The sequence below is a fragment of the Pelovirga terrestris genome, assembly GCF_014773365.1.
GTDB lineage: Bacteria > Desulfobacterota > Desulfuromonadia > Desulfuromonadales > Geopsychrobacteraceae > Pelovirga > Pelovirga terrestris.
Genome location: NZ_JACWUN010000011.1, coordinates 15478 through 33700, shown reverse-complemented (window position 1 = coordinate 33700; position 18223 = coordinate 15478). Strand labels below are relative to the sequence as shown.

The window sequence follows — 18223 nt, the reverse complement described above, 5'->3', positions numbered from 1 at the left end:
GGTATGTCTTTTCGTGGGTTGATGATTACCGTCTTGTTCCTCGTTGTGTTGGCTGGGTGTGCCAAGAAACCACCGGTGGAGATCGAACCACCAATCATTGAGCCTCCCGTTGTCGAGGTCCCGGCATTGACCCCGGTCACCTGGGAACATCTTGATGGTTGGGAGGACGATTCTCTGCTGCCGGCCTTGGAAGCATTCCGCAACAGCTGTGTATCCCTGCGCTGGCGTGAGCAGTGGCGCGACGTCTGTTCGTCGGCACAGCAGCTCGATGTGGTTGATGTTTTGACGGTGCGCAACTTCTTTGAGCAATATTTTACTCCCCATCAGGTGCGTAATGCCGATGGCAGCACCAGCGGCCTGATGACCGGCTATTACGGCCCCGAGTTGGAAGGCAGCCGGGAACCGACGGAGGAATATCGCTACCCCCTTTATCAGCAACCCGATGATATGCTGATCATTGACCTCGATTCGGTTTATCCGGAGTTGGGCAATTATCGCTTGCGCGGCCGGGTGGAAGGAAATCGGGTGGTGCCCTATTTTGACCGTGAGCAGATTGACTTTGGCGACAACCAGCCCTTGGCTGGCCATGAACTGTTCTGGGTCAAGGATCCTGTCGACCTGTTCTTTCTGCACATCCAGGGGTCCGGCAGCGTTCGCCTGCCCAATGGTGAACAGGCGATAGTCAATTATGCCAACCAGAACGGTCATCCCTATCGCTCCATTGGTCGGTTACTGCTTGATCGCAATGAAATGACCCGTGACCAGATGTCGATGCAGAATATCAGACGTTGGGTTGCCAATAATCCTGGGTCCGGGCAGAAACTGCTGGCGGAAAACCCCAGCTATGTATTTTTCCGTGAACTGCCGCCCGGGACTGTTTCACCACCGGGAGCCATGGGGGTGCCCCTGACCCCGCTGCGCAGTCTGGCGGTCGACCCGCGCACTATTCCGCTGGGGGCACCGGTGTTTCTCTCAACCACCTTTCCAGGCACTGAAAATCAGCCCCTGCGGCAACTGATGGTTGCTCAGGACACCGGTGGTGCCATCAAAGGACGGGTGCGTGGCGATTTTTTCTGGGGGATGGGAAACGAAGCCGGAGAATTTGCCGGACGCATGCGCCATCCCGGTGAGCTCTGGGTCCTGTTACCGCGAACGCTGGAAAATTATCAAGGCAAGTGACCTTTTGTTGCTGCGGCGCTTAAACATAGAATTGTAGGGGCGCGTTTTCCACCCTGGGTGCGGAAACCGCGCCCCTACGGGAGTCGATTGATGACGGACCAACCCAAACATGTGCTGGTAGCCTGTGGCCTGGTGCGCAACGATCCCGGGCAGTTGTTGTTGGTCAAGCATCGGCTGCGTGGCTGGGAGTTGCCTCAGGGGCGGGTAGAGGAGGGGGAGGGTCTGGTTTTTGCCTTGAGTCGGGAAATTCTCGAAGAAACCGGCGTGACCGTGAACCACGCGCGGCTGGCAGTCATCTGGTCAAAGGTGAGTCACCCCGCCGCTGTCATTTTCTGTTTTATCGCCCGCTATGCTTCCGGTGCCCTGCAGCCGAGCGACGAGACCCCGGAGGTTAGCTGGTGCAGCGATATCGAGGCCAAGCGACTGGTGACCCATCCGGTCAACCGTGATCGGATGGCATCCGTGTTGGCGTTTGACGGAGCCTTGAAATTACATAGCTATGCGACGGGGCCATATCGGGTTCTAAGCTGAAGCCTGAACCGTCACATGACGGCAACCTTTAGTACAAAAATTCTGCTGCATCCTCCAACCCCAAAGTACGATATTCCACATCATAGCCCGGGAAGTGTTCTACCAGTCGTTTGGATTTGTCCTGCAGATCCTTCAGATTAATGCGTACCTTGTTGCGTTTGATTTCAGCGATTAGTACCTTCTTAACCTCCTTGATGTTTGGCTTTATTGCTGCCGGCTAGGTTGTGGCACGGTCATTATCGACACTGGTTTCGTGGGTGCGAACGAGCCACCTGAACAGCGCCAGCTGGGCCGGCAGATAAAACAGATACTCAGGGTGCCATTGGACTCCGATAATATTTCTGCCGTCACTGGCCTCAATCGCCTGGACGATCTGATCCAGATCCCTTCCGACCTCTGACAAATCTTTACCCGCTTGCCGCACAGCCTGGTGGTGGAGACTGTTGACGCGCAGTGTTGTCGTTTTGCAGACTTGCGCTATCTGGGAGTCGGTGGTCAGCTTCACCTGCTTGGTTGGTAACAGGCCGGGGCGATTGTAGGTGAGCTTGCGTAGCGAGCGAATATCCTGGTGCAGGGTCCCGCCCAGCACCACATTGATCAGTTGCGCGCCCCGACAAATTCCAAGCAGAGGAATCTGGTGGTTGAGGGCATATTCGATCCAGCGGATCTCTAATTTGTCTCGTTCGGGGTCGGATTTGACCGGCGCACTGATATCTCCGTTGTAGTGTTCCGGACTGATATCGTTGCCGCCACCAATGACCAGCGCATCCAGCCGGGTCTGATCTAGCGTGTGCCTGACACTGATGCGCCGTGCCGAGGCACCGGCCAGACGCAGGGCAATGCGCGTACACCACCAGGCCGGGGCCCAGTAGCGTGCCGCGCCGGTTACCCCGATAATGGGTGTTTTCTTCATGTAATTGCCATGTGTTTTTTCGCTGCTGGTTGGCCATGTTGTGTATGTCAGTCCTGACAGATTATCCTTTTTGTGGCCGGTCTGACAACCACACGTGATGACACCTGATGGCCGACAGAGATCACCTGATCTTCGAGGCAATGCTGCCAAGCAAAGAAACATCGTAACTATTCAGCACTGTCCTGGCGCAGGGTCGGGGGTCCTGTTACAGGGGTGTTTGTCGCCATGGATGGCGACAACAAGCGGTCATGGATGACGAAAAGCGTCCCTTGATACAGGATTCCCGATCCGGTGCTGAATAGATACGAAAAATCGTGTATGCTAAAAAACTGATTGGAGCTTTAATGATCGCTTCACCTGACGGGTTAGCGAAAGGAGTCAGCAGGTTATGAGTAACGAAAAGCAAAAGACCTCGCAACAGTTGCAGGAAATAGAAAATCAGGAATGGCGTGAGTCCCTCGATTATGTTCTGAAAGAGCAGGGCGCAGAGCGGGTTCAGCAGATTCTGCGGCAATTGCAGATCCGGGCCCAGGAGCAGGGGGTGAGCATCCCCTTTACTGCCAACACCCCCTATATCAATACCATTCCGCGCGCTCAGCAGCCTGTGCTGCCGGGTAATCGGGAGATCGAGCGACGGGTGAAGTCGATTGTGCGCTGGAACGCCATGGCGATGGTGGTGCGTGCCAACCGTGAGTCAGCCGGTATCGGCGGTCATATTTCGACCTATGCTTCGGCTGCAACCTTGTGGGAAGTCGGCTTCAACCATTTCTGGCGCGGGCGGACCGATGATTTTATCGGGGATATGGTGTATTTTCAGGGTCATGCGGCGCCGGGTGTCTATGCGCGGGCATTTCTCGAAGGGCGTCTGACGGAGCAGGATCTGGAAAACTTCCGCCGCGAGCTGGACCCCAAAGGCGGGCTCTCCTCTTATCCTCACCCTTATCTGATGAAAGATTTCTGGGAGTTCCCGACGGTCTCCATGGGGCTGACGGCATTAAGCGCCATCTATCAGGCGCGTTTTAACCATTATCTGGTCGATCGTGGCCTACGCAAGTCAAGTGGGCGCAAGGTCTGGGCGATGCTTGGTGACGGTGAAATGGATGAACCGGAATCCCTGGGAGCCATTACCCTGGCGTCGCGGGAGCACCTCGATAACCTGATTTTTGTCATCAACTGCAACCTGCAACGGCTTGACGGTCCGGTCCGCGGCAACGGCAAAATCATTCAGGAACTGGAAGCGGCGTTCCGTGGTGCCGGCTGGAATGTCATCAAGGTGATCTGGAGTGGCGACTGGGATCCCCTGCTGGAAGCGGACGATTCCGGCAAACTGGTCAAGCGGATGGATGAGGTTCTTGATGGCCAAATGCAGCGTTATACCGCATCGAGCGGCGATTTTGTGCGCAAGGATTTTTTCGGTCGTTATCCGGAGCTGCTGGAGCTGGTCAAGGGGTACAGCGATGAACAACTTGGTGGATTCAAACGCGGCGGTCATGATCCGGTCAAGGTTTACGCTGCCTACAAGGCTGCGGTAGAGCACAAAGGGTCGCCAACGGTGATTCTGGCCCAGACGATCAAGGGGTATGGTCTGGGGGAAGCGGGCGAAGGAAAGAACATCACCCATTCACAGAAAAAATTGAATGAGGATGAACTCAAGGAGTTCCGTACCCGCTTCAATATCCCGATCAGCGATGATCAGATTGCCGCAGCGCCCTTTTACAAGCCGGCGGATGATAGCCCGGAGATGCAGTATCTGAAACAACGGCGCAACGAACTTGGCGGTTCTCTGCCGAAGCGTTTTTCCGGCAGCGAGCCGATGGCCTGTCAGACCGATTGGCTGGTACAGGAGTATCTCGGCGGTTCGGGTGAGCGCGAGTTGGCTACCACCATGGCTTTTGTCCATCTGCTCGCCAAGCTGCTGCGGGATGATGAGGTCGGCAAGCTGATTGTGCCGATTGTGCCGGATGAGGCACGGACCTTCGGTATGGAAGCGCTGTTCCGCCAGGCGGGGATCTACAGCCACGCAGGCCAGCTGTATGAGCCGATTGACAAGGGGAGCTTGCTCTTCTACAACGAAAAAAAGACCGGAGCTATTCTTGAAGAAGGCTTGAGTGAGGCCGGCTCCATGGCCAGTTTCATTGCCGCCGGCAGTTCCTATTCCACCAATCAGGTGCAGACCATACCCTTTTACACTTTTTATTCCATGTTCGGTTTTCAGCGCGTCGGCGATCTGATCTGGCAGGCGTGTGACAGTCGGGCGCGCGGCTTTCTGATCGGGGCAACGGCCGGACGTACGACCCTGGCGGGCGAAGGACTGCAACACCAGGATGGCCACAGCCATGTGCTGGCCCTGACGCCGACCAAAGTGAAAGCCTATGATCCGGCTTTTGCTTATGAGCTGGCCCTGATTGTTCAGGACGGTCTGAATCGGATGTACTGCCATCAGGAAGATCTGATTTACTACCTGACGGTTACCAATGAAACCTATCTGATGCCCGCCATGCCCAAGGAAAAAGGGGTGCGTGAAGGAATTCTCAAGGGTCTCTACCGGTTCCGTAAAACCGGTCTCAAAGGAAAGCAGGCGCGCATCCACCTGTTCGGCAGTGGCGCTATTCTGAACGAGGTGATCAAGGCCCAGAAGCTGCTGGAGGAAGACTACGCTGTGGCTGCCGATGTCTGGAGTGTGACCAGCTACAAGGAGCTGTATCAGGATGCCATCGAGGTCGATCGCTGGAACCTGCTGAATCCCGGGAAAAAGCCGCGCAAGCCCTACCTGGCCCAGGTGCTGGACCAAGAGGAGGGGATCTTTGTTGCCGCCTCCGACTATATGAAGGTGTTGCCGGCCGCCCTGGCCAAATGGCTGCCCGGCCCCATTCATTGTCTGGGGACCGACGGGTTTGGCCGCAGTGACAGCCGTGAGCGCCTGCGTGATTTTTTTGAGGTCGATCAGCGCTATATTGCTCTGGCCGCGCTCTATCAGTGGGCAGACCGGGATGGCGGCTCGATGAAAGTGGTGCAGCAGGCGCTCAAGGATTTTGACATTGATCCCGACAAATTGAACCCGCATCAGGACTAGATTGCTACTTTTTGCGAACGCATCAAAGGATGGATTATGGCGATTGAAATAGTTGTTCCGCAAGTCTCCGATGGTGTCACTTCCGGAACCGTCACCTCCCTGGCGGTGGCGGTTGGAGATGAGGTGACGGAAGATCAGACCCTGCTGGAACTGGAAACCGATAAAGCGGTAGTTGCAATTCCGTCACCACAGGCCGGGAAAATCAGCGAGATCCGGGTGGCTGAGGGTGATCAGGCCGAGGTCGGTTCGGTGATTATGCTGCTCGAAGCTGCCGAGGCAGAAGAACGTGATTCGGCTGATGCTGATCAGGATCAGCAAGAGTTACCAGCCGGCGCCGCTGAGCAACCAGCAGCCGCACAACAGCAACCGCAGCCGGAACCGGCTCCACAGGAGCCCCGCCAGGAATCGTCCGCTTCTACCGATAAACAAAAATCATCGGCTGATCAGCCTCCACTCGATCTGACCAGGCGCCGTAGCGCCGACCTGGTGGCGCCGGCGGCACCTTCGGTGCGACGGATCGCGCGCGAACTGGGGGTTGATATCTATCAGGTTCAGGGTTCCGGTCCGGGTGGCCGGATCAGCGAAACGGATGTGCGCGAATTTGTCCGTTCAACCATGGAACAGTTGAGTGGCGGCACGACGGTCAGCACCGGCGAGTTTCGCGGGCTGCACGCCCAGCGGCCATTGCCCGATTTCAGTAAATGGGGGGAGGTGGAGCGTCAACCTTTATCCAGGATACGGCAGGTAACGGCTGATGCCATGGGCTACGCCTGGTCGACGATTCCGATGGTGACCCAGTATGATGGAGCCGCGGTCGATGGGCTGGAACGCTTCCGTCAGGACTATAATCGCAGATCGCCGGAGGTCAAACTGACCATGACGGCAATTCTGTTAAAAGTCAGTGCCATGGCCCTGAACGCGTTTCCCCAGGTTAATACCAGTCTTGATCTCGCCGGGCAGGAGCTGATTTACAAACAGTTTGTTCACGTCGGGGTCGCGGTTGATACCGACAATGGTCTGCTGGTGCCGGTGGTGCGCGATGCCGACCGCAAGGGGATTCGTCAGCTGGCGGCAGATCTCAACGCCCTGGCCGAAAAGGCACGGGCACGCAAACTGAGCCCGGACGAGATGGACGGTGGGACCTTTACCATCAGTAACCTCGGCGGCATTGGTGGCAATGCCTTTACCCCGATCGTTTATGCCCCCCAAGTGGCGATCCTCGGCGTGTCCCGCACTGAAACCCGGCCGGTCTGGAACGGTCAGGAATTTGTGCCGCAGCAGGTGATGCCGTTGAGCTTGAGCTACGATCATCGCGTGATCGACGGTGCTGATGGTGCGCGGTTCCTGCGTTGGATTTGCGAGGCGCTGGAGCAGCCGCTTAACCTGGTGATGTGAGGAAATGGTTGGTGGGCGGGTGTGGCATCGGGACTCCCATGCCAAGGGACGCTTTTCGTCGTCCATGACCGCTTGACTGTCGCCGTCCATGGCGACAGACACCCTTGTCACGGGAGCCCCGACACCACACCGAGGTAAAGTGGTGGAAGATCCATTAAGCTAGCATTCCTGGAAAGATAGAGAGTTTTTTATGAGTATTGATGTAGTTGTTCCGCAGGTTTCGGATGGTGTGACCTCAGGCAAGGTGATTTCCGTGGCGGTCAGCGTAGGTGATCAGGTTGAAGCAGATCAGACCTTGATTGAGCTGGAAACAGACAAGGCGGTGGTGGCGATTCCTTCACCCTCTGCAGGCCGTGTTAGTGAACTGAAGGTCACTGAAGGGGATACGGTGGATGTGGGGGGGGTGATTGCCGTGCTGGAGGGGTCGGAAACGGGCAATTCTGCCGCTGAGGCCGATGAATCGCACGAGCCTGCTGCACAGGAAAAAGTCCAAGAGACGTCAACTGACGAGGCAGAAAAGAAATCAGCCGCCAAAAAGTCTGGCAGCAAACCTGCTGAACAAGCAAAGGTGTCGGGCAAAGATCTGGTCGTGATTGGTGCCGGTCCCGGTGGTTATCATGCGGCCTTTAAGGCGGCGGAATTGGGGCTGTCGGTGACCCTGATTGATCCTGAGGAGAATCCCGGTGGGGTTTGTCTGCATCGCGGCTGCATCCCGTCAAAAGCACTGTTGCATGTCGCTAAGCTGATTAGCGAAGCGCAGGAATCAACAGCTATCGGCATCACATTTTCCCGGCCGAAGATTGATGTCGACCGGGTTCGCGCCTGGAAAAATGAGGTTGTTGAAAAACTCACCGGTGGTCTGGGTGCAAAGGTTGCTCAGCAGAAGCTGACCTATCTCAGAGGGATGGCCCGGTTCAAGGATGCCCATCACCTCGAAGTGACTGATACCGATGGTAAAACCAGAGAACTGGGATTTTCGCAGGCGATCGTGGCGACCGGTTCGCGACCGATCATGCTTCCCGGTGTTGAAACCGGGAGTCAGCGGATTATTGATTCGACCGGTGCCCTCAATCTGACCGATGTCCCTTCTTCCTTGCTGGTGGTCGGTGGCGGCTATATTGGTCTTGAGCTTGGCAGCGCTTATGCGGCCTTGGGCAGCAAGGTCAGTGTCGTCGAGATGACCGATGGCCTGCTTCCCGGTTGCGATCGCGATCTGGTGTCCCTGCTGAAACGACGGCTGGATAACATATTCGAGGATATTCTGCTGAAAACCAAGGTTGTTGAACTGAAAGAGCAGAAAAACGGGGTCGCGGTGACTCTGGAAGGTAAAAAAGGGGAGTTGACCAACCGGCGCTTTGATAAGGTTCTGATTGCCATCGGACGAAAGCCCAACAGCGAACAACTGGGGCTGGACAAGACCCGGATTGAAAAGAATGACAAGGGGTTTATTGAGGTCGATGGCCAGCAACGCACCGCTGAACCCCATATCTTTGCTATCGGTGATATTGCCGGTGAGCCGATGTTGGCCCACAAGGCCTATGCTGAAGCCGAGGTTGCCGCCGAGGTTGCCGCTGGGGGCAAGGCCGTCTACGAGCCGCGGGCGATTCCGGCAGTGGTGTTTACTGATCCGGAGATCGCCTGGTGTGGCTTGACCGAAACCCAGGCGCGCGAACAGAAGATCAAGGTCAAGACCGCCAAGTTGCCGTGGCGCGGCAGTGGCCGTTGTCTGACCCTGGGGCGTGATGACGGCATCACCAAGCTGATTGTCGATCCTGAAACGGATCGCATTCTAGGGATTGCCGTTGCTGGACCAGGGGCTGGAGAGTTGATCGCTGAAGGGGTGCTGGCGATGGAGATGGCGGCCCTGTCTGAAGACCTGCGCAAGACCATTCACCCCCACCCGACCCTGTCGGAAACCCTCTATGACGCGGCAAGGATGCTGTCGTAGGGGCGATTCATGAATCGCCCCTACAAAGGCTCCTCATCCGTTTGCCAGCCGCCGCCCAGGGTTTTGAACAGGGCGGTGGCGGCATTGAGGCGGTCACGGGTCGCTTCCGTCAAGGCCAGTTCGGCACCCAGCAGCTGGCGTTGGGCATCAAGAACCTCGATAAAACTGCTGTATCCTTCCTGATAGCGCAATTCAACCAGTTCCAGGGTCTTTTGCGCCGCTTCCTGCTGGCGGCGCAGGGCGGTCTCGCGCTCAGCAATAGTGCTTGTTAATAGCAGCGCATCGCGTACTTCGCGAAAGGCGGTCTGGACGGTGATCCGATAGCTGGTCTCAGCCTGATCGCGCAAGGATTTGACCGTTTCGACGCGGGCACGGTTGCGGCCGAAATCGACCAGAGGTCCGAGAATCGCTCCGCTGATCCCCCAGGTTTCAGTCGAGCTCTTGAGCAGATCGTCAATATCACCGGCGACACTGCCAAGAAACAGGGCCAGATTAAACCGTGGCAGGCGCTCAGCCATGGTTACTCCCAATTGGGCATTGGCCGCCATCAGGGTGGCCTCGGTCGCACGGATATCGGGGCGGCGTTCAAGCAGTTCTGAAGGGAGAAAGTCCGGGAGGGCTGGTTGCGGGGTTAACTGATCAAGCCGGCCATCGCCAAAGTCGAGGGTTCCCATCAGTTCTGCCGGACTCATGCCGGTTAATACTGCCAGAGCACTCTCCAGGCGGGTTACCTGCTCCTGACGCAGGGGGATCAACGCCCGTACCGCTTGCCATTCCGAGCGGGCCTGCTGCAGTCCGAGTTGGTCAATGATTCCGCCATCATAGCGGATTTGCTGTAATTCCAGGCTGTCTCGGCGCAGGCCGAGGGTGTGTTCGGTGATACGCAGCTGTTCCTGGGCGGCACGCAGGTTGGTGTAGGTGCTGATCAGATCACCGATCAGTTGCAGGCGGACGGCAGCGTGACTGTAGTGGGAAGCTTCAAATTGTGCCAGCGCACTGTCACGGCTCCGCGCCAGCCGTCCCCAGATGTCGAGCTCGTAGCTCAGCAGACCGGTCAGGCTGAAGCTGTTGTTGATGCCACCGGCAGACACGGCGGCAGACTGCTGACTGCGTGCTGCTTCGGCCTGGCCGTCGAGGCTCGGCATCCGCTGCGCCGAGGCGAATCCCAGACGGGCACGGTTTTCGCTAATGCGCTCCAGTTGCAGGCGCAAGGTGAGGTTGTCGCTCAACGCACGCTCGATCAGTTGGCTCAGCAGCGGGTCCTGGTAGTAGCTCCACCAGTGGTTTTCAATCGCCAGGGGATGATGATCAGCACTGCTCTTGGTCTGCTGCCATTGTTCAGGCAGATCAAGGTTCGGGCGTTGATATTCCGGCCCGATGCTGCAACCACCGAGCAGCAGGGCACAAAGGGTAACAGACAGGATCAGAGTTTTCATGGATTGGCGGCCTTTCGTTTAGTCAGGCGGTCCCGCCGCCGGGTCGCAATATCTTCAAGCAGTTTGTAAAACAAGGGAACAAAAAACAGCGCCAGTGAGCTGGCAGCGACCATGCCACCGACCACCACCGTGCCGATTTCCTGGCGACTGGCAGCACCGGCACCGGTAGCAAAGACCAGGGGGAGGGTACCGATGATGAAGGTCAAGGCGGTCATCATGATCGCCCGGAAACGTTGTCTGGCTGCTTCGGTAGCGGCTTCCAGGGAACTCATGCCGGCGCGGCGATTCTGGGCGGCAAACTCAACAATCAAAATCGCATTTTTCGCCGCCAGGCCAATCAGCACCAGCAGTCCGACCTGAAAATAGATGTCACTGGGAAAACCCCGGGTCCAGGCGGCCAGGGCAGCACCCAGAACGCCAAACGGGATGGCCGAGGCGACAGCCATGGGCAGGGTCCAGCGCTCATATTGGGCAGCGAGAATCAGAAACACCATGAGCAGCCCTAAACCAAAGGCCGCCGCTCCGGTGCCGGCGGCGGCATCGAGTTGATAGGCTTCGCCGATCCAGCCCAGCACCGTATTGTCGCGGCCGAGACTGTTAGCAACCTCTTCCATGGCAACTTTAGCTTGCCCACTGGTGAAGCCCGGTGCCGGATCGGCCAGGAGTTTGGCTGAAGTATAAAGGTTGTAGCGATTGACAACATCGGCACCGCTGATCCGTTCCATGTTGATCAAAGAGCTTAGCGGCAGCATTTCCCCTCGTTGTGAGCGGACAAAAACCTGATTTAAGTCTTCAGCGCGGCTGCGGAATTCCCCTTCTGACTGCAGGCGGACCTGCCACAAGCGACCAAAATAGGTAAAATCATTAACGTATAATCCACCAAAGGTACTCTGCATGGCGTCGTAGATCTGGTTGATGGGCACCCCGGCGGCGCGCGCCTTTTCCCGATCAAGAACGGCGTTGTAACGGGGAATAGTGGTGTTGAGTAACGACCTGACGTTGGTCAGTTCCGGGCGCTGGTTCGCTTGAGCCACCAGATCGCGGGCGATTTCGTCAATTTCCTGGACGCTGACATCGCCCCGCACCTGCAGGTAGCCTTCAACCCCACCGGTCAGGGACATCCCCATGATCGGTGGCGGGGTGAAAGCAAAGACATTAGCTTCCTGAATACCCATGCCGATTCCCATGATCTTGCCGGTAATTGATGCAGCGTCCTGGCCAGGTCCGCGACGCTCATTCCAGTCGATGAGTTTGGCAAAACCGACGGTACTGTTGGACTTTAGCGAGGACGAGAAAATATCAAAGCCGGCAAAACTGGTGAACTGATCGACCTCGGGGAGATTGACAACCTGAGCCGAGAGACCAGCCAGGGTGTCCGCGCTACGCCCCAATGCTGCAGTTGGCGGCAGCTGTGCAACGACCAGGGCAACCCCCTGGTCTTCCTGGGGAACCAGGCCTGTAGGCAACTGCTCAAGCAACCAGAAAGTGCTGCCAATAACCACCACAAAGGCGATAACCCCGATAATCGCATGGCGCAACAAAAAGGAAACACCACCAACAAATACCGTAGTGACTGCCTCAAAGGCGCGGTTAAAAAGGCGAAACGGCGCCGCCACTTTCTGCGGTTGGCGATCAAGGAGCAGGGCACACATGGCCGGGGTTAGAGTCACGGCAACGATCCCGGAGATCACCACCGAAACGGCGATGGTGACAGCAAACTGGCGGTAGAGTTCACCACTCAAGCCCCCCAGGAACGCCACCGGTGCAAAGACCGCAACCAGCACCAGGGTTGACGAAATCACCGCACCGGAAACCTGTTGCATGGTTTCCACTGATGCATCGCGGGCACTGAGCTGTTTTTCCTTCATCAGTCGTTCAACATTTTCCATGACGATAATCGCGTTATCAACAACGATACCAATCGCCAGTACCAGTCCAAACAGGGTCAATAAATTGACGGAAAAGCCCAGGGCCTGCATCCCGGCAAAGGTGCCGATCAGGGAGACCGGAATGGCGGCAATGGGGATCAGTGCCGCGCGCAGGTGTTGGAGAAAAGCAAAGGTGACCAGAACCACGAGAATAACGGCGATGATCAGGGTAATAAAGACCTCGCGGATGGAAATTTCAACGAATTCTGTGGTGTCATAGGGGATCCGGTATTCAAGTCCGGCGGGGAAGCGTGCGGCCAGGTCACGAAACGCCTGATGTACCAGTTGGGCGGTTTCCAGGGCATTGGCGCCCGGTTGCAGATAGACCCCCAGGGGAACCGCCGGTTGGCCGTTGTAGATGGCGTGGAAGCCGTAGTTCTGGGACCCCAGTTCGATCCGGGCAACATCGCGCAGACGTAAGGTGCTGCCATCGCTGTTGGAGCGCAGAATGATCTGTTCAAATTCTGCGGGTGACACCAGTTGTCCCTTGGTGGTGACGGTGAAGGTAAAGGCCTGATCATCGGGTGCCGGTTGATCGCCGAGGCGTCCGGCAGCAAATTGGGCATTCTGCTCGCGGATCGCTTGAGCAACATCGGTGGGAGTCAACTGATACTGGGCAAGTTTGTCCGGTCGCAGCCAGATGCGCATGGAGTAATCCTGGGCGCCGAACAGGGAAGCGCCCCCAACCCCGGGAATCCGTACCAGTTCGTCCAGCACATTGAGCAGGGCGTAGTTGCTGATGAACAGGGTGTCGTAGCGGCCTTCGGGGGAATTGAGGACGGCGACCAGCAACAGGTTGGTGGAGCGTGACTGCACACGCACGCCGGTATCCCGCACCTGCTGTGGCAAGCGTGCCAGTGCCGCCTGGACGCGATTGTTGACGTTGATGGCATTCTGATCAGGGTCGGTGCCCAGTTCAAAGGATACGGTAATCTGCAAACTGCCGGCATCGGTGGCGGTTGATTCCAGATAGATCATGTTATCGACGCCGTTGATTTCCTGCTCCAGAGGCGCAGCAACCGAAGCGGCAACCACGTCAGCGCTGGCACCGACATATTGGGCACTGACCACGACCTGGGGCGGAACGACATCGGGGTACTGTTCAACCGGGAGTATCCGGAGGGCAGCCAGGCCGATGATCACGATAATAATGGAAATAACCGAACTGAAGATCGGCCGATCAATAAAAAATCTGAGCATCAGTTGTTACTCCTCCAGGCCGGCGACAATATTGACCTGGGCACCGGGGTAGAGGCTGACCTGACCGTTAATAACAATCAGATCGCCGGCAGTCAGGCCATCAAGCACCACCTGCCCCGCGCCGGTTACCGGTCCCAGGATGACAGGACGAAACAGGGCACTGTTCCCCTCAATGACGAAAACGCTGGGACCCTGTGGCCCTTGCACGACGGCGGTTTCAGGGATGACAAAGGTGTCCTTAAAAGATTGCAGGAGCACCTGCACCCGCACAAACTGTCCGGGAACCAGTAGTTTGTCCGGATTAGGGAATATCGCGCGCGCTGCCACTGTCCCGGTCAACTGATCAACATTGCTGGCAGTGAAGTCGATTTCACCGGCTAGAGGGTAGGTGTTTCCTTCTACCGTCTGCAGGGTGACTGGGTGACTGCTGATACCACCGTTTGTGCCTCGGTTCGTGTTACGGCGCAGGGTAGCGTCGGCTTCCGGCAGGGAAAAGCGTACATGTACCGGGTTAAGTTGAATCAGGCTGGTGAGCAGGGTGCCGCGTTCAACCAGATTGCCTTCAGAAACCGTTTCAAGACCGGTTACCCCGCTGACCGGTGCTTCGACCCGGGTATAGCTCAATTCCAATTGGGCTTTTTCTACCTGGGATTGGGCCAGGGATTGATTGGCTTGAGCCAGTTCATATGCTGAGCGCGTGTTGTCATATTCGCGTTGACTGACGGCATTCTGTTCATACAGGCGTGATGTGCGTCGCCACTCGCGTTCAGCCTGATTCAAGGTGGCGGTGGCGGTACGATGGTTGGCCTTTGCGGCATCCAGTGCCACCTGAAAGGGCTCAGGGTCGATCTGAAAAAGGATGGCCCCCTGTTTGACTTCTTCCCCCTCATTAAACAGACGTTGTTGCAATATCCCCTGGACGCGCGCCCGTACCTCTACTTCGCGGGCACCATAAACACGACCGGCATATGCGCGAACCTGCTCGGCATCAGTTGGTTGAATCCTGCTGACGGTGACGGGAGATGGCGGACGTTGCCCTCCCTCCTGATTCTGCCTGGCTTCACATGCACTCAATATAAACATCAGGGCCAGCAGGACAGCACTTAAGGAAAGCAAGCGCTGAAAATTAAAAGTGGTCATGCTCAATCTCCAAATCAAAAAACTAAAGGGTGGTATTCCGGCGGTGTGGAAATCCGGAAAGAAAAGAATCGTTGCTCGAAAAACTCTTCAATGTTAGCATACATGCATGTATGTTTGTAAGGGGAAAAGCCGTTTTTTTCTTTGGTCCAGCTTTGTGGTTTGCTTTCAGGGAGAAGGCTATTGAGGCGCTCGAAAGAAGATGCACAACAAACGCGAAAGAAGATTGTTGCCGCCGCTGAAGAGGTTTTTTTCCACCAGGGGATTGCGCGTACGACCTTGGAGCAGATCGCCCGTGCTGCCGGAGTGACACGTGGGGCTATTTACTGGAATTTTGCTAACAAGGTTGACCTGATCAATGCCGTTCACGCGGAAATCCAGCTGCCGGCTGAAGAAATTCTCAAACGGATTCTTGCCGATGACACCTCTGATGCCCTTGACCGACTGGAAAAATACTGTACCGATTCATTGCTCCAACTGTATACCGATGAACATATCAGGCGGGTCTATAGTATTGTGCTGCTTAAATGTGAACTTTCTGAAGAAACCCGGCTGCTCAATGAGCGGTTACGCGAATCAAAACTCGAGATGACCCATAATCTGGAGCGTTTTTTTACCCGCTTGCAGCAACATGGATATATAGATCCCGCCGAAGAACCGCGTCTTTTAGCGCTTGGGCTGTACAGCTTTATGCTCGGTGTATACGGCGATTATTTACGCTACCCGGATTTTTACCAGATGCCGGGAGACGCGGCAAAAATGGTCCAGAGGTTTTTTGTGCCACTGCGCTAGCGGTTACAGTGAACACTGTTGATTTAACTAAAAAAGGGTGCCACTTATCGCAAGTAGCACCCTTTTTAGCTGTCCAGCTTGATAGTGGGATAGATCTAACCGCAGGATTCCGGTTTCTGATTCATCGGATCCTCTGAATCGGAGGCATGGCTGTGCAGAAACAGAAAGATATGCTTTATCGTACGTTGACTCAATCCTTCGCCGGCACAGGGGAGCTTGTCCTGGTCAGTGGTTAAGAGTTGTTGCCACTCAGCGCGGGTACGGCTCCCTGGCACCGGGATCGGCTGATCACACTTTTGAGACTGTCCGGTAAACCAGGCCCATTGGCCACGATCCTTGTTGGCACTTTCCCAACCATCGATGTCAAACGAGAAACCCAGTGCCGGGGTTAACAGGGTAAGGCAGCTTATCAGACAGATGAACTTTTTCATGGTTTAGTTCTCCATTGTGCTTTTACCGATAAATTACTGAGCAGCTCATTAATGGACTGAATTGTCATTTATTTTACGTGACAGTCCTTGCAGCTGGTTGGGCCTTGTTGCTGCTCTTTGTGGCAACTAAGGCATAAATCGTGAAAGGCGTCTTTTCTTTGTTTGGCTTCAATCCCCTGAACGGCGCTGTGGCAACTTGCGCAATCCGTCAGGTTTTCATGGTTTAAGTGGTTAAAAGTGACCGTGCCCAGCTTTGTGGGGTACTGGATTTCAGGGGGAGCGTTGTTGCCGGCAACAACCAGGGATGCGATGGCAGCAACCAGACTGACGGCGATGAGCAGGGTAAAAAGTTTTTTCATGACAATTTCCTCCTTAGTAGGTGTTGACCTTAGTGGTCTGTGGTTGACTGAAGTTTGTCATTGGCGTCGATGGATTTCATTAGATATCTGTCATCAAGTAGGCAGATGTCTTGTTGAAAATTCATAAAATCAGGCATCTACGATTTCATGCGGTGAGAATTTTTTGGCCAAATGTCGATGTGACATGTATCAATTACCTGTAGTAATTGAGTCTAGAGGTTTTTTAACTTTACTATAGGTATAAAATAAACTAATCTTGCGCGGATTTCGTTAAGATAAGAGAAATCAAATTCTTCGTGCGTTTTGGATCACACTTACTAGAGGAGAGTTTTTGATGAGATTGTCCAGATTGGTGGTTTTAGGTTGTTGTCTTGTCTTGCTGATTCCGGTCTCAGCAATGGCGCTTGATACTTTTTTTGCGTCGCCGCGTGCCATGGGGATGGGGGGGGCCAATGTTGTGTCGGTGCGGGATACCAGTGCCCAATATTACAACCCCGCCGCCTTCGGTTTTTTTGCCCAGCGCGATGCTGAGGGTCAGCGCCTAGCCGCCGACAATAGCGATATGGGCAAGAAACGTTGGGGTGTTGATATTAGTGCCGCCGGTGGTTACCGTTTGCATGGTGAATTTGGGGATTATATTGATGACCTGGCCGATATCGATCTGGATCAGCTGGAAGCGGGCATTAATAGCGAGTCAGATCTGCAGGATCTGGTCAAACTGGTTGGGGCCCTGGCCGGTATTGATAAGCCCAGCACTGGCTTGACGGCCGATGCCAATGCCGGTTTTGGTGTGCGGGTAGGCAATTTCGGTGTCGGTGTACGGGGCTATGGTCAGGCTGCCGCCTGGGTTGCTGATCTGGACTCTACCAACCTTGGTTTTTCTGCTGATCTGACGCAGATCAATTCAGAGATTGCTTTGGTGAATGTCTCTGGCAATGATAATGAAATCATGGCCTTGACGGCTGGCCAGCAAGCGCAACTCACAGTTGCCGGTTTCAGTTCCGACGCTATCCAGAAACTCGACTATCTGATTCGTACCAATGGTATCAGTGCCGGCGATCTGCAGGCCGCCGTAGATCTACTTGAAACCGTAGCGACAAGTTCAGGGACGACCAGCAATCTGGATGATAATACCACCACCGTCGTTTTGACCGGCTTTGGTGTTGGCGAAATCCCCTTTACCTATGGTTATGCCATTAATAACCATATTGCCGTCGGTGCCAATCTCAAGGTCATGCAGGGGCGCGTTTACGGCAACCAAGTCCTGGTTTTTGATGATGAATCGGGCGAACTCCTGTCTGAGACTACAGAAAATTATAACGACTCCACCAATTTTGGCATCGACCTCGGGGTGCTGGCGCGTTACAACCGCTTTGCCTTTGGTTTGGTCGGGCGTAATCTGAACGCCCCAAAGTTTGACGGTTTCAGCAAGGATGTCATGTTAAGCAATGGCGAAACGTCCACGGTCATAGCCAAAGACGTGCGCATTGACCCACAGGTTACCGCCGGGGTTGCTTATTTCCCCTGGGATACGGTCACGGTTGAGGTCAATGTCGATCTGACCGAAAACAAGACCGTATTTCGTGACTACAAAACCCAAAACCTGTCTCTGGGGCTTGAGTGGGATGCCCTGCGCTTTTTGGCTTTGCGGGGTGGGATTTACAAGAACATGGCTGAAAGTGATGTCGGCCTGGTATACACCGCAGGTCTTGGTTTGAACCTGTGGGCGGCACGTCTTGATGTTGCCGGCGTCTTCTCAAAAGACAAGTATACCTATGACGGCGAAGAAATCCCCCAGGAAACCCGAGTGGCTGTTGCTTTGAGCGTCGATTTCTAGTCGTTATCTGATTCATCATCTTATGTCGATGCGACGATTGCCATAGTGACACTTGTCGCATCGA

Annotated in this window: 13 protein-coding genes; 7 read left to right on the top strand and 6 right to left on the bottom strand. The window is 55.4% G+C overall.

The window, feature by feature from the left end:
- The first annotated feature begins 3 nt into the window (after positions 1-3).
- Both mltA and ICT70_RS10245 read left to right on the top strand, forming a co-directional pair.
- Positions 4-1179 carry a murein transglycosylase A gene (gene mltA / locus ICT70_RS10250; RefSeq protein ID WP_224746972.1) on the top strand — a complete coding sequence of 392 codons (1176 nt, stop codon included), beginning with the start codon at positions 4-6 and terminating at the stop codon, positions 1177-1179.
- A 90-nt stretch (positions 1180-1269) separates the two neighbouring features.
- The gene (locus ICT70_RS10245; RefSeq protein WP_224746971.1) at positions 1270-1710 is read left to right on the top strand and encodes an NUDIX hydrolase; all 441 of its coding nucleotides are present in this window, start codon (positions 1270-1272) and stop codon (positions 1708-1710) included.
- Positions 1711-1927: 217 nt separating this feature from the next.
- Here ICT70_RS10245 and ICT70_RS10240 read toward each other — a convergent pair whose 3' ends face one another.
- Positions 1928-2623 carry a gamma-glutamyl-gamma-aminobutyrate hydrolase family protein gene (locus ICT70_RS10240; RefSeq protein ID WP_191156245.1) on the bottom strand — a complete coding sequence of 232 codons (696 nt, stop codon included), beginning with the start codon at positions 2621-2623 and terminating at the stop codon, positions 1928-1930.
- 388 nt (positions 2624-3011) lie between these two features.
- Here ICT70_RS10240 and aceE point away from each other — a divergent pair, with 388 nt between their 5' ends.
- The 3 genes from aceE (at position 3012) to lpdA (ending at position 9039) form a co-directional block, all read left to right on the top strand.
- On the top strand, positions 3012-5696 hold the full coding sequence (aceE, locus tag ICT70_RS10235) for a pyruvate dehydrogenase (acetyl-transferring), homodimeric type (RefSeq protein ID WP_191156243.1): 2685 nt from the start codon (positions 3012-3014) through the stop codon (positions 5694-5696).
- Between the two features lie 36 nt (positions 5697-5732).
- Positions 5733-7091, top strand: coding sequence for a 2-oxo acid dehydrogenase subunit E2 (locus ICT70_RS10230; protein ID WP_191156241.1), 1359 nt, complete (start codon positions 5733-5735; stop codon positions 7089-7091).
- 190 nt (positions 7092-7281) lie between these two features.
- Positions 7282-9039 (top strand): dihydrolipoyl dehydrogenase, encoded by a 1758-nt coding sequence (lpdA, locus tag ICT70_RS10225; RefSeq protein ID WP_191156239.1) that lies wholly within the window; start codon positions 7282-7284, stop codon positions 9037-9039.
- A gap of 20 nt (positions 9040-9059) precedes the next feature.
- On the opposite strand, the gene ICT70_RS10220 is transcribed toward lpdA, so the two are convergent.
- Genes ICT70_RS10220 through ICT70_RS10210 form a run of 3 tightly spaced genes read right to left on the bottom strand, consistent with a single transcriptional unit; the run spans position 9060 to position 14743 of the window.
- Positions 9060-10475 carry an efflux transporter outer membrane subunit gene (locus ICT70_RS10220; RefSeq protein WP_191156237.1) on the bottom strand — a complete coding sequence of 472 codons (1416 nt, stop codon included), beginning with the start codon at positions 10473-10475 and terminating at the stop codon, positions 9060-9062.
- Entirely contained in the window at positions 10472-13603 is a 3132-nt protein-coding gene (locus tag ICT70_RS10215) for an efflux RND transporter permease subunit (RefSeq protein ID WP_191156235.1), read from the bottom strand. Before ICT70_RS10215 ends, ICT70_RS10220 begins: the two co-directional genes overlap by 4 nt.
- A 6-nt stretch (positions 13604-13609) precedes the next feature.
- The gene (locus tag ICT70_RS10210; protein WP_191156234.1) at positions 13610-14743 is read right to left on the bottom strand and encodes an efflux RND transporter periplasmic adaptor subunit; all 1134 of its coding nucleotides are present in this window, start codon (positions 14741-14743) and stop codon (positions 13610-13612) included.
- A gap of 180 nt (positions 14744-14923) precedes the next feature.
- On the opposite strand from ICT70_RS10210, the gene ICT70_RS10205 reads away from it, so the two are divergent.
- Complete coding sequence (locus ICT70_RS10205; protein ID WP_191156232.1) at positions 14924-15532, top strand: TetR family transcriptional regulator; 609 nt, start codon at positions 14924-14926, stop codon at positions 15530-15532.
- 95 nt (positions 15533-15627) lie between these two features.
- Here the strand turns inward: ICT70_RS10205 and ICT70_RS10200 are convergent, their stop codons facing one another.
- Positions 15628-15963 (bottom strand): hypothetical protein, encoded by a 336-nt coding sequence (locus ICT70_RS10200; protein WP_191156230.1) that lies wholly within the window; start codon positions 15961-15963, stop codon positions 15628-15630.
- A 68-nt stretch (positions 15964-16031) separates the two neighbouring features.
- Positions 16032-16322: a cytochrome c3 family protein gene (locus tag ICT70_RS10195; RefSeq protein WP_191156228.1), complete on the bottom strand. Its 291-nt coding sequence runs from the start codon at positions 16320-16322 to the stop codon at positions 16032-16034.
- 334 nt (positions 16323-16656) lie between these two features.
- Between ICT70_RS10195 and traF the strand changes: the two genes are divergently transcribed.
- Positions 16657-18159, top strand: coding sequence for a conjugal transfer protein TraF (gene traF / locus ICT70_RS10190; protein WP_191156226.1), 1503 nt, complete (start codon positions 16657-16659; stop codon positions 18157-18159).
- The last annotated feature ends 64 nt before the right edge of the window (positions 18160-18223 follow it).

Excerpts from the sequence above, each read along its gene's own strand:
- mltA (WP_224746972.1), top strand. The coding sequence starts at position 4 with ATGTCTTTTCGTGGGTTGATGATTACCGTCTTGTTCCTCGTTGTGTTG.
- ICT70_RS10245 (WP_224746971.1), top strand. The coding sequence starts at position 1,270 with ATGACGGACCAACCCAAACATGTGCTGGTAGCCTGTGGCCTGGTGCGC.
- ICT70_RS10240 (WP_191156245.1), bottom strand. The coding sequence starts at position 2,623 with ATGAAGAAAACACCCATTATCGGGGTAACCGGCGCGGCACGCTACTGG.
- aceE (WP_191156243.1), top strand. The coding sequence starts at position 3,012 with ATGAGTAACGAAAAGCAAAAGACCTCGCAACAGTTGCAGGAAATAGAA.
- ICT70_RS10230 (WP_191156241.1), top strand. The coding sequence starts at position 5,733 with ATGGCGATTGAAATAGTTGTTCCGCAAGTCTCCGATGGTGTCACTTCC.
- lpdA (WP_191156239.1), top strand. The coding sequence starts at position 7,282 with ATGAGTATTGATGTAGTTGTTCCGCAGGTTTCGGATGGTGTGACCTCA.
- ICT70_RS10220 (WP_191156237.1), bottom strand. The coding sequence starts at position 10,475 with ATGAAAACTCTGATCCTGTCTGTTACCCTTTGTGCCCTGCTGCTCGGT.
- ICT70_RS10215 (WP_191156235.1), bottom strand. The coding sequence starts at position 13,603 with ATGCTCAGATTTTTTATTGATCGGCCGATCTTCAGTTCGGTTATTTCC.
- ICT70_RS10210 (WP_191156234.1), bottom strand. The coding sequence starts at position 14,743 with ATGACCACTTTTAATTTTCAGCGCTTGCTTTCCTTAAGTGCTGTCCTG.
- ICT70_RS10200 (WP_191156230.1), bottom strand. The coding sequence starts at position 15,963 with ATGAAAAAGTTCATCTGTCTGATAAGCTGCCTTACCCTGTTAACCCCG.
- ICT70_RS10195 (WP_191156228.1), bottom strand. The coding sequence starts at position 16,322 with ATGAAAAAACTTTTTACCCTGCTCATCGCCGTCAGTCTGGTTGCTGCC.
- traF (WP_191156226.1), top strand. The coding sequence starts at position 16,657 with ATGAGATTGTCCAGATTGGTGGTTTTAGGTTGTTGTCTTGTCTTGCTG.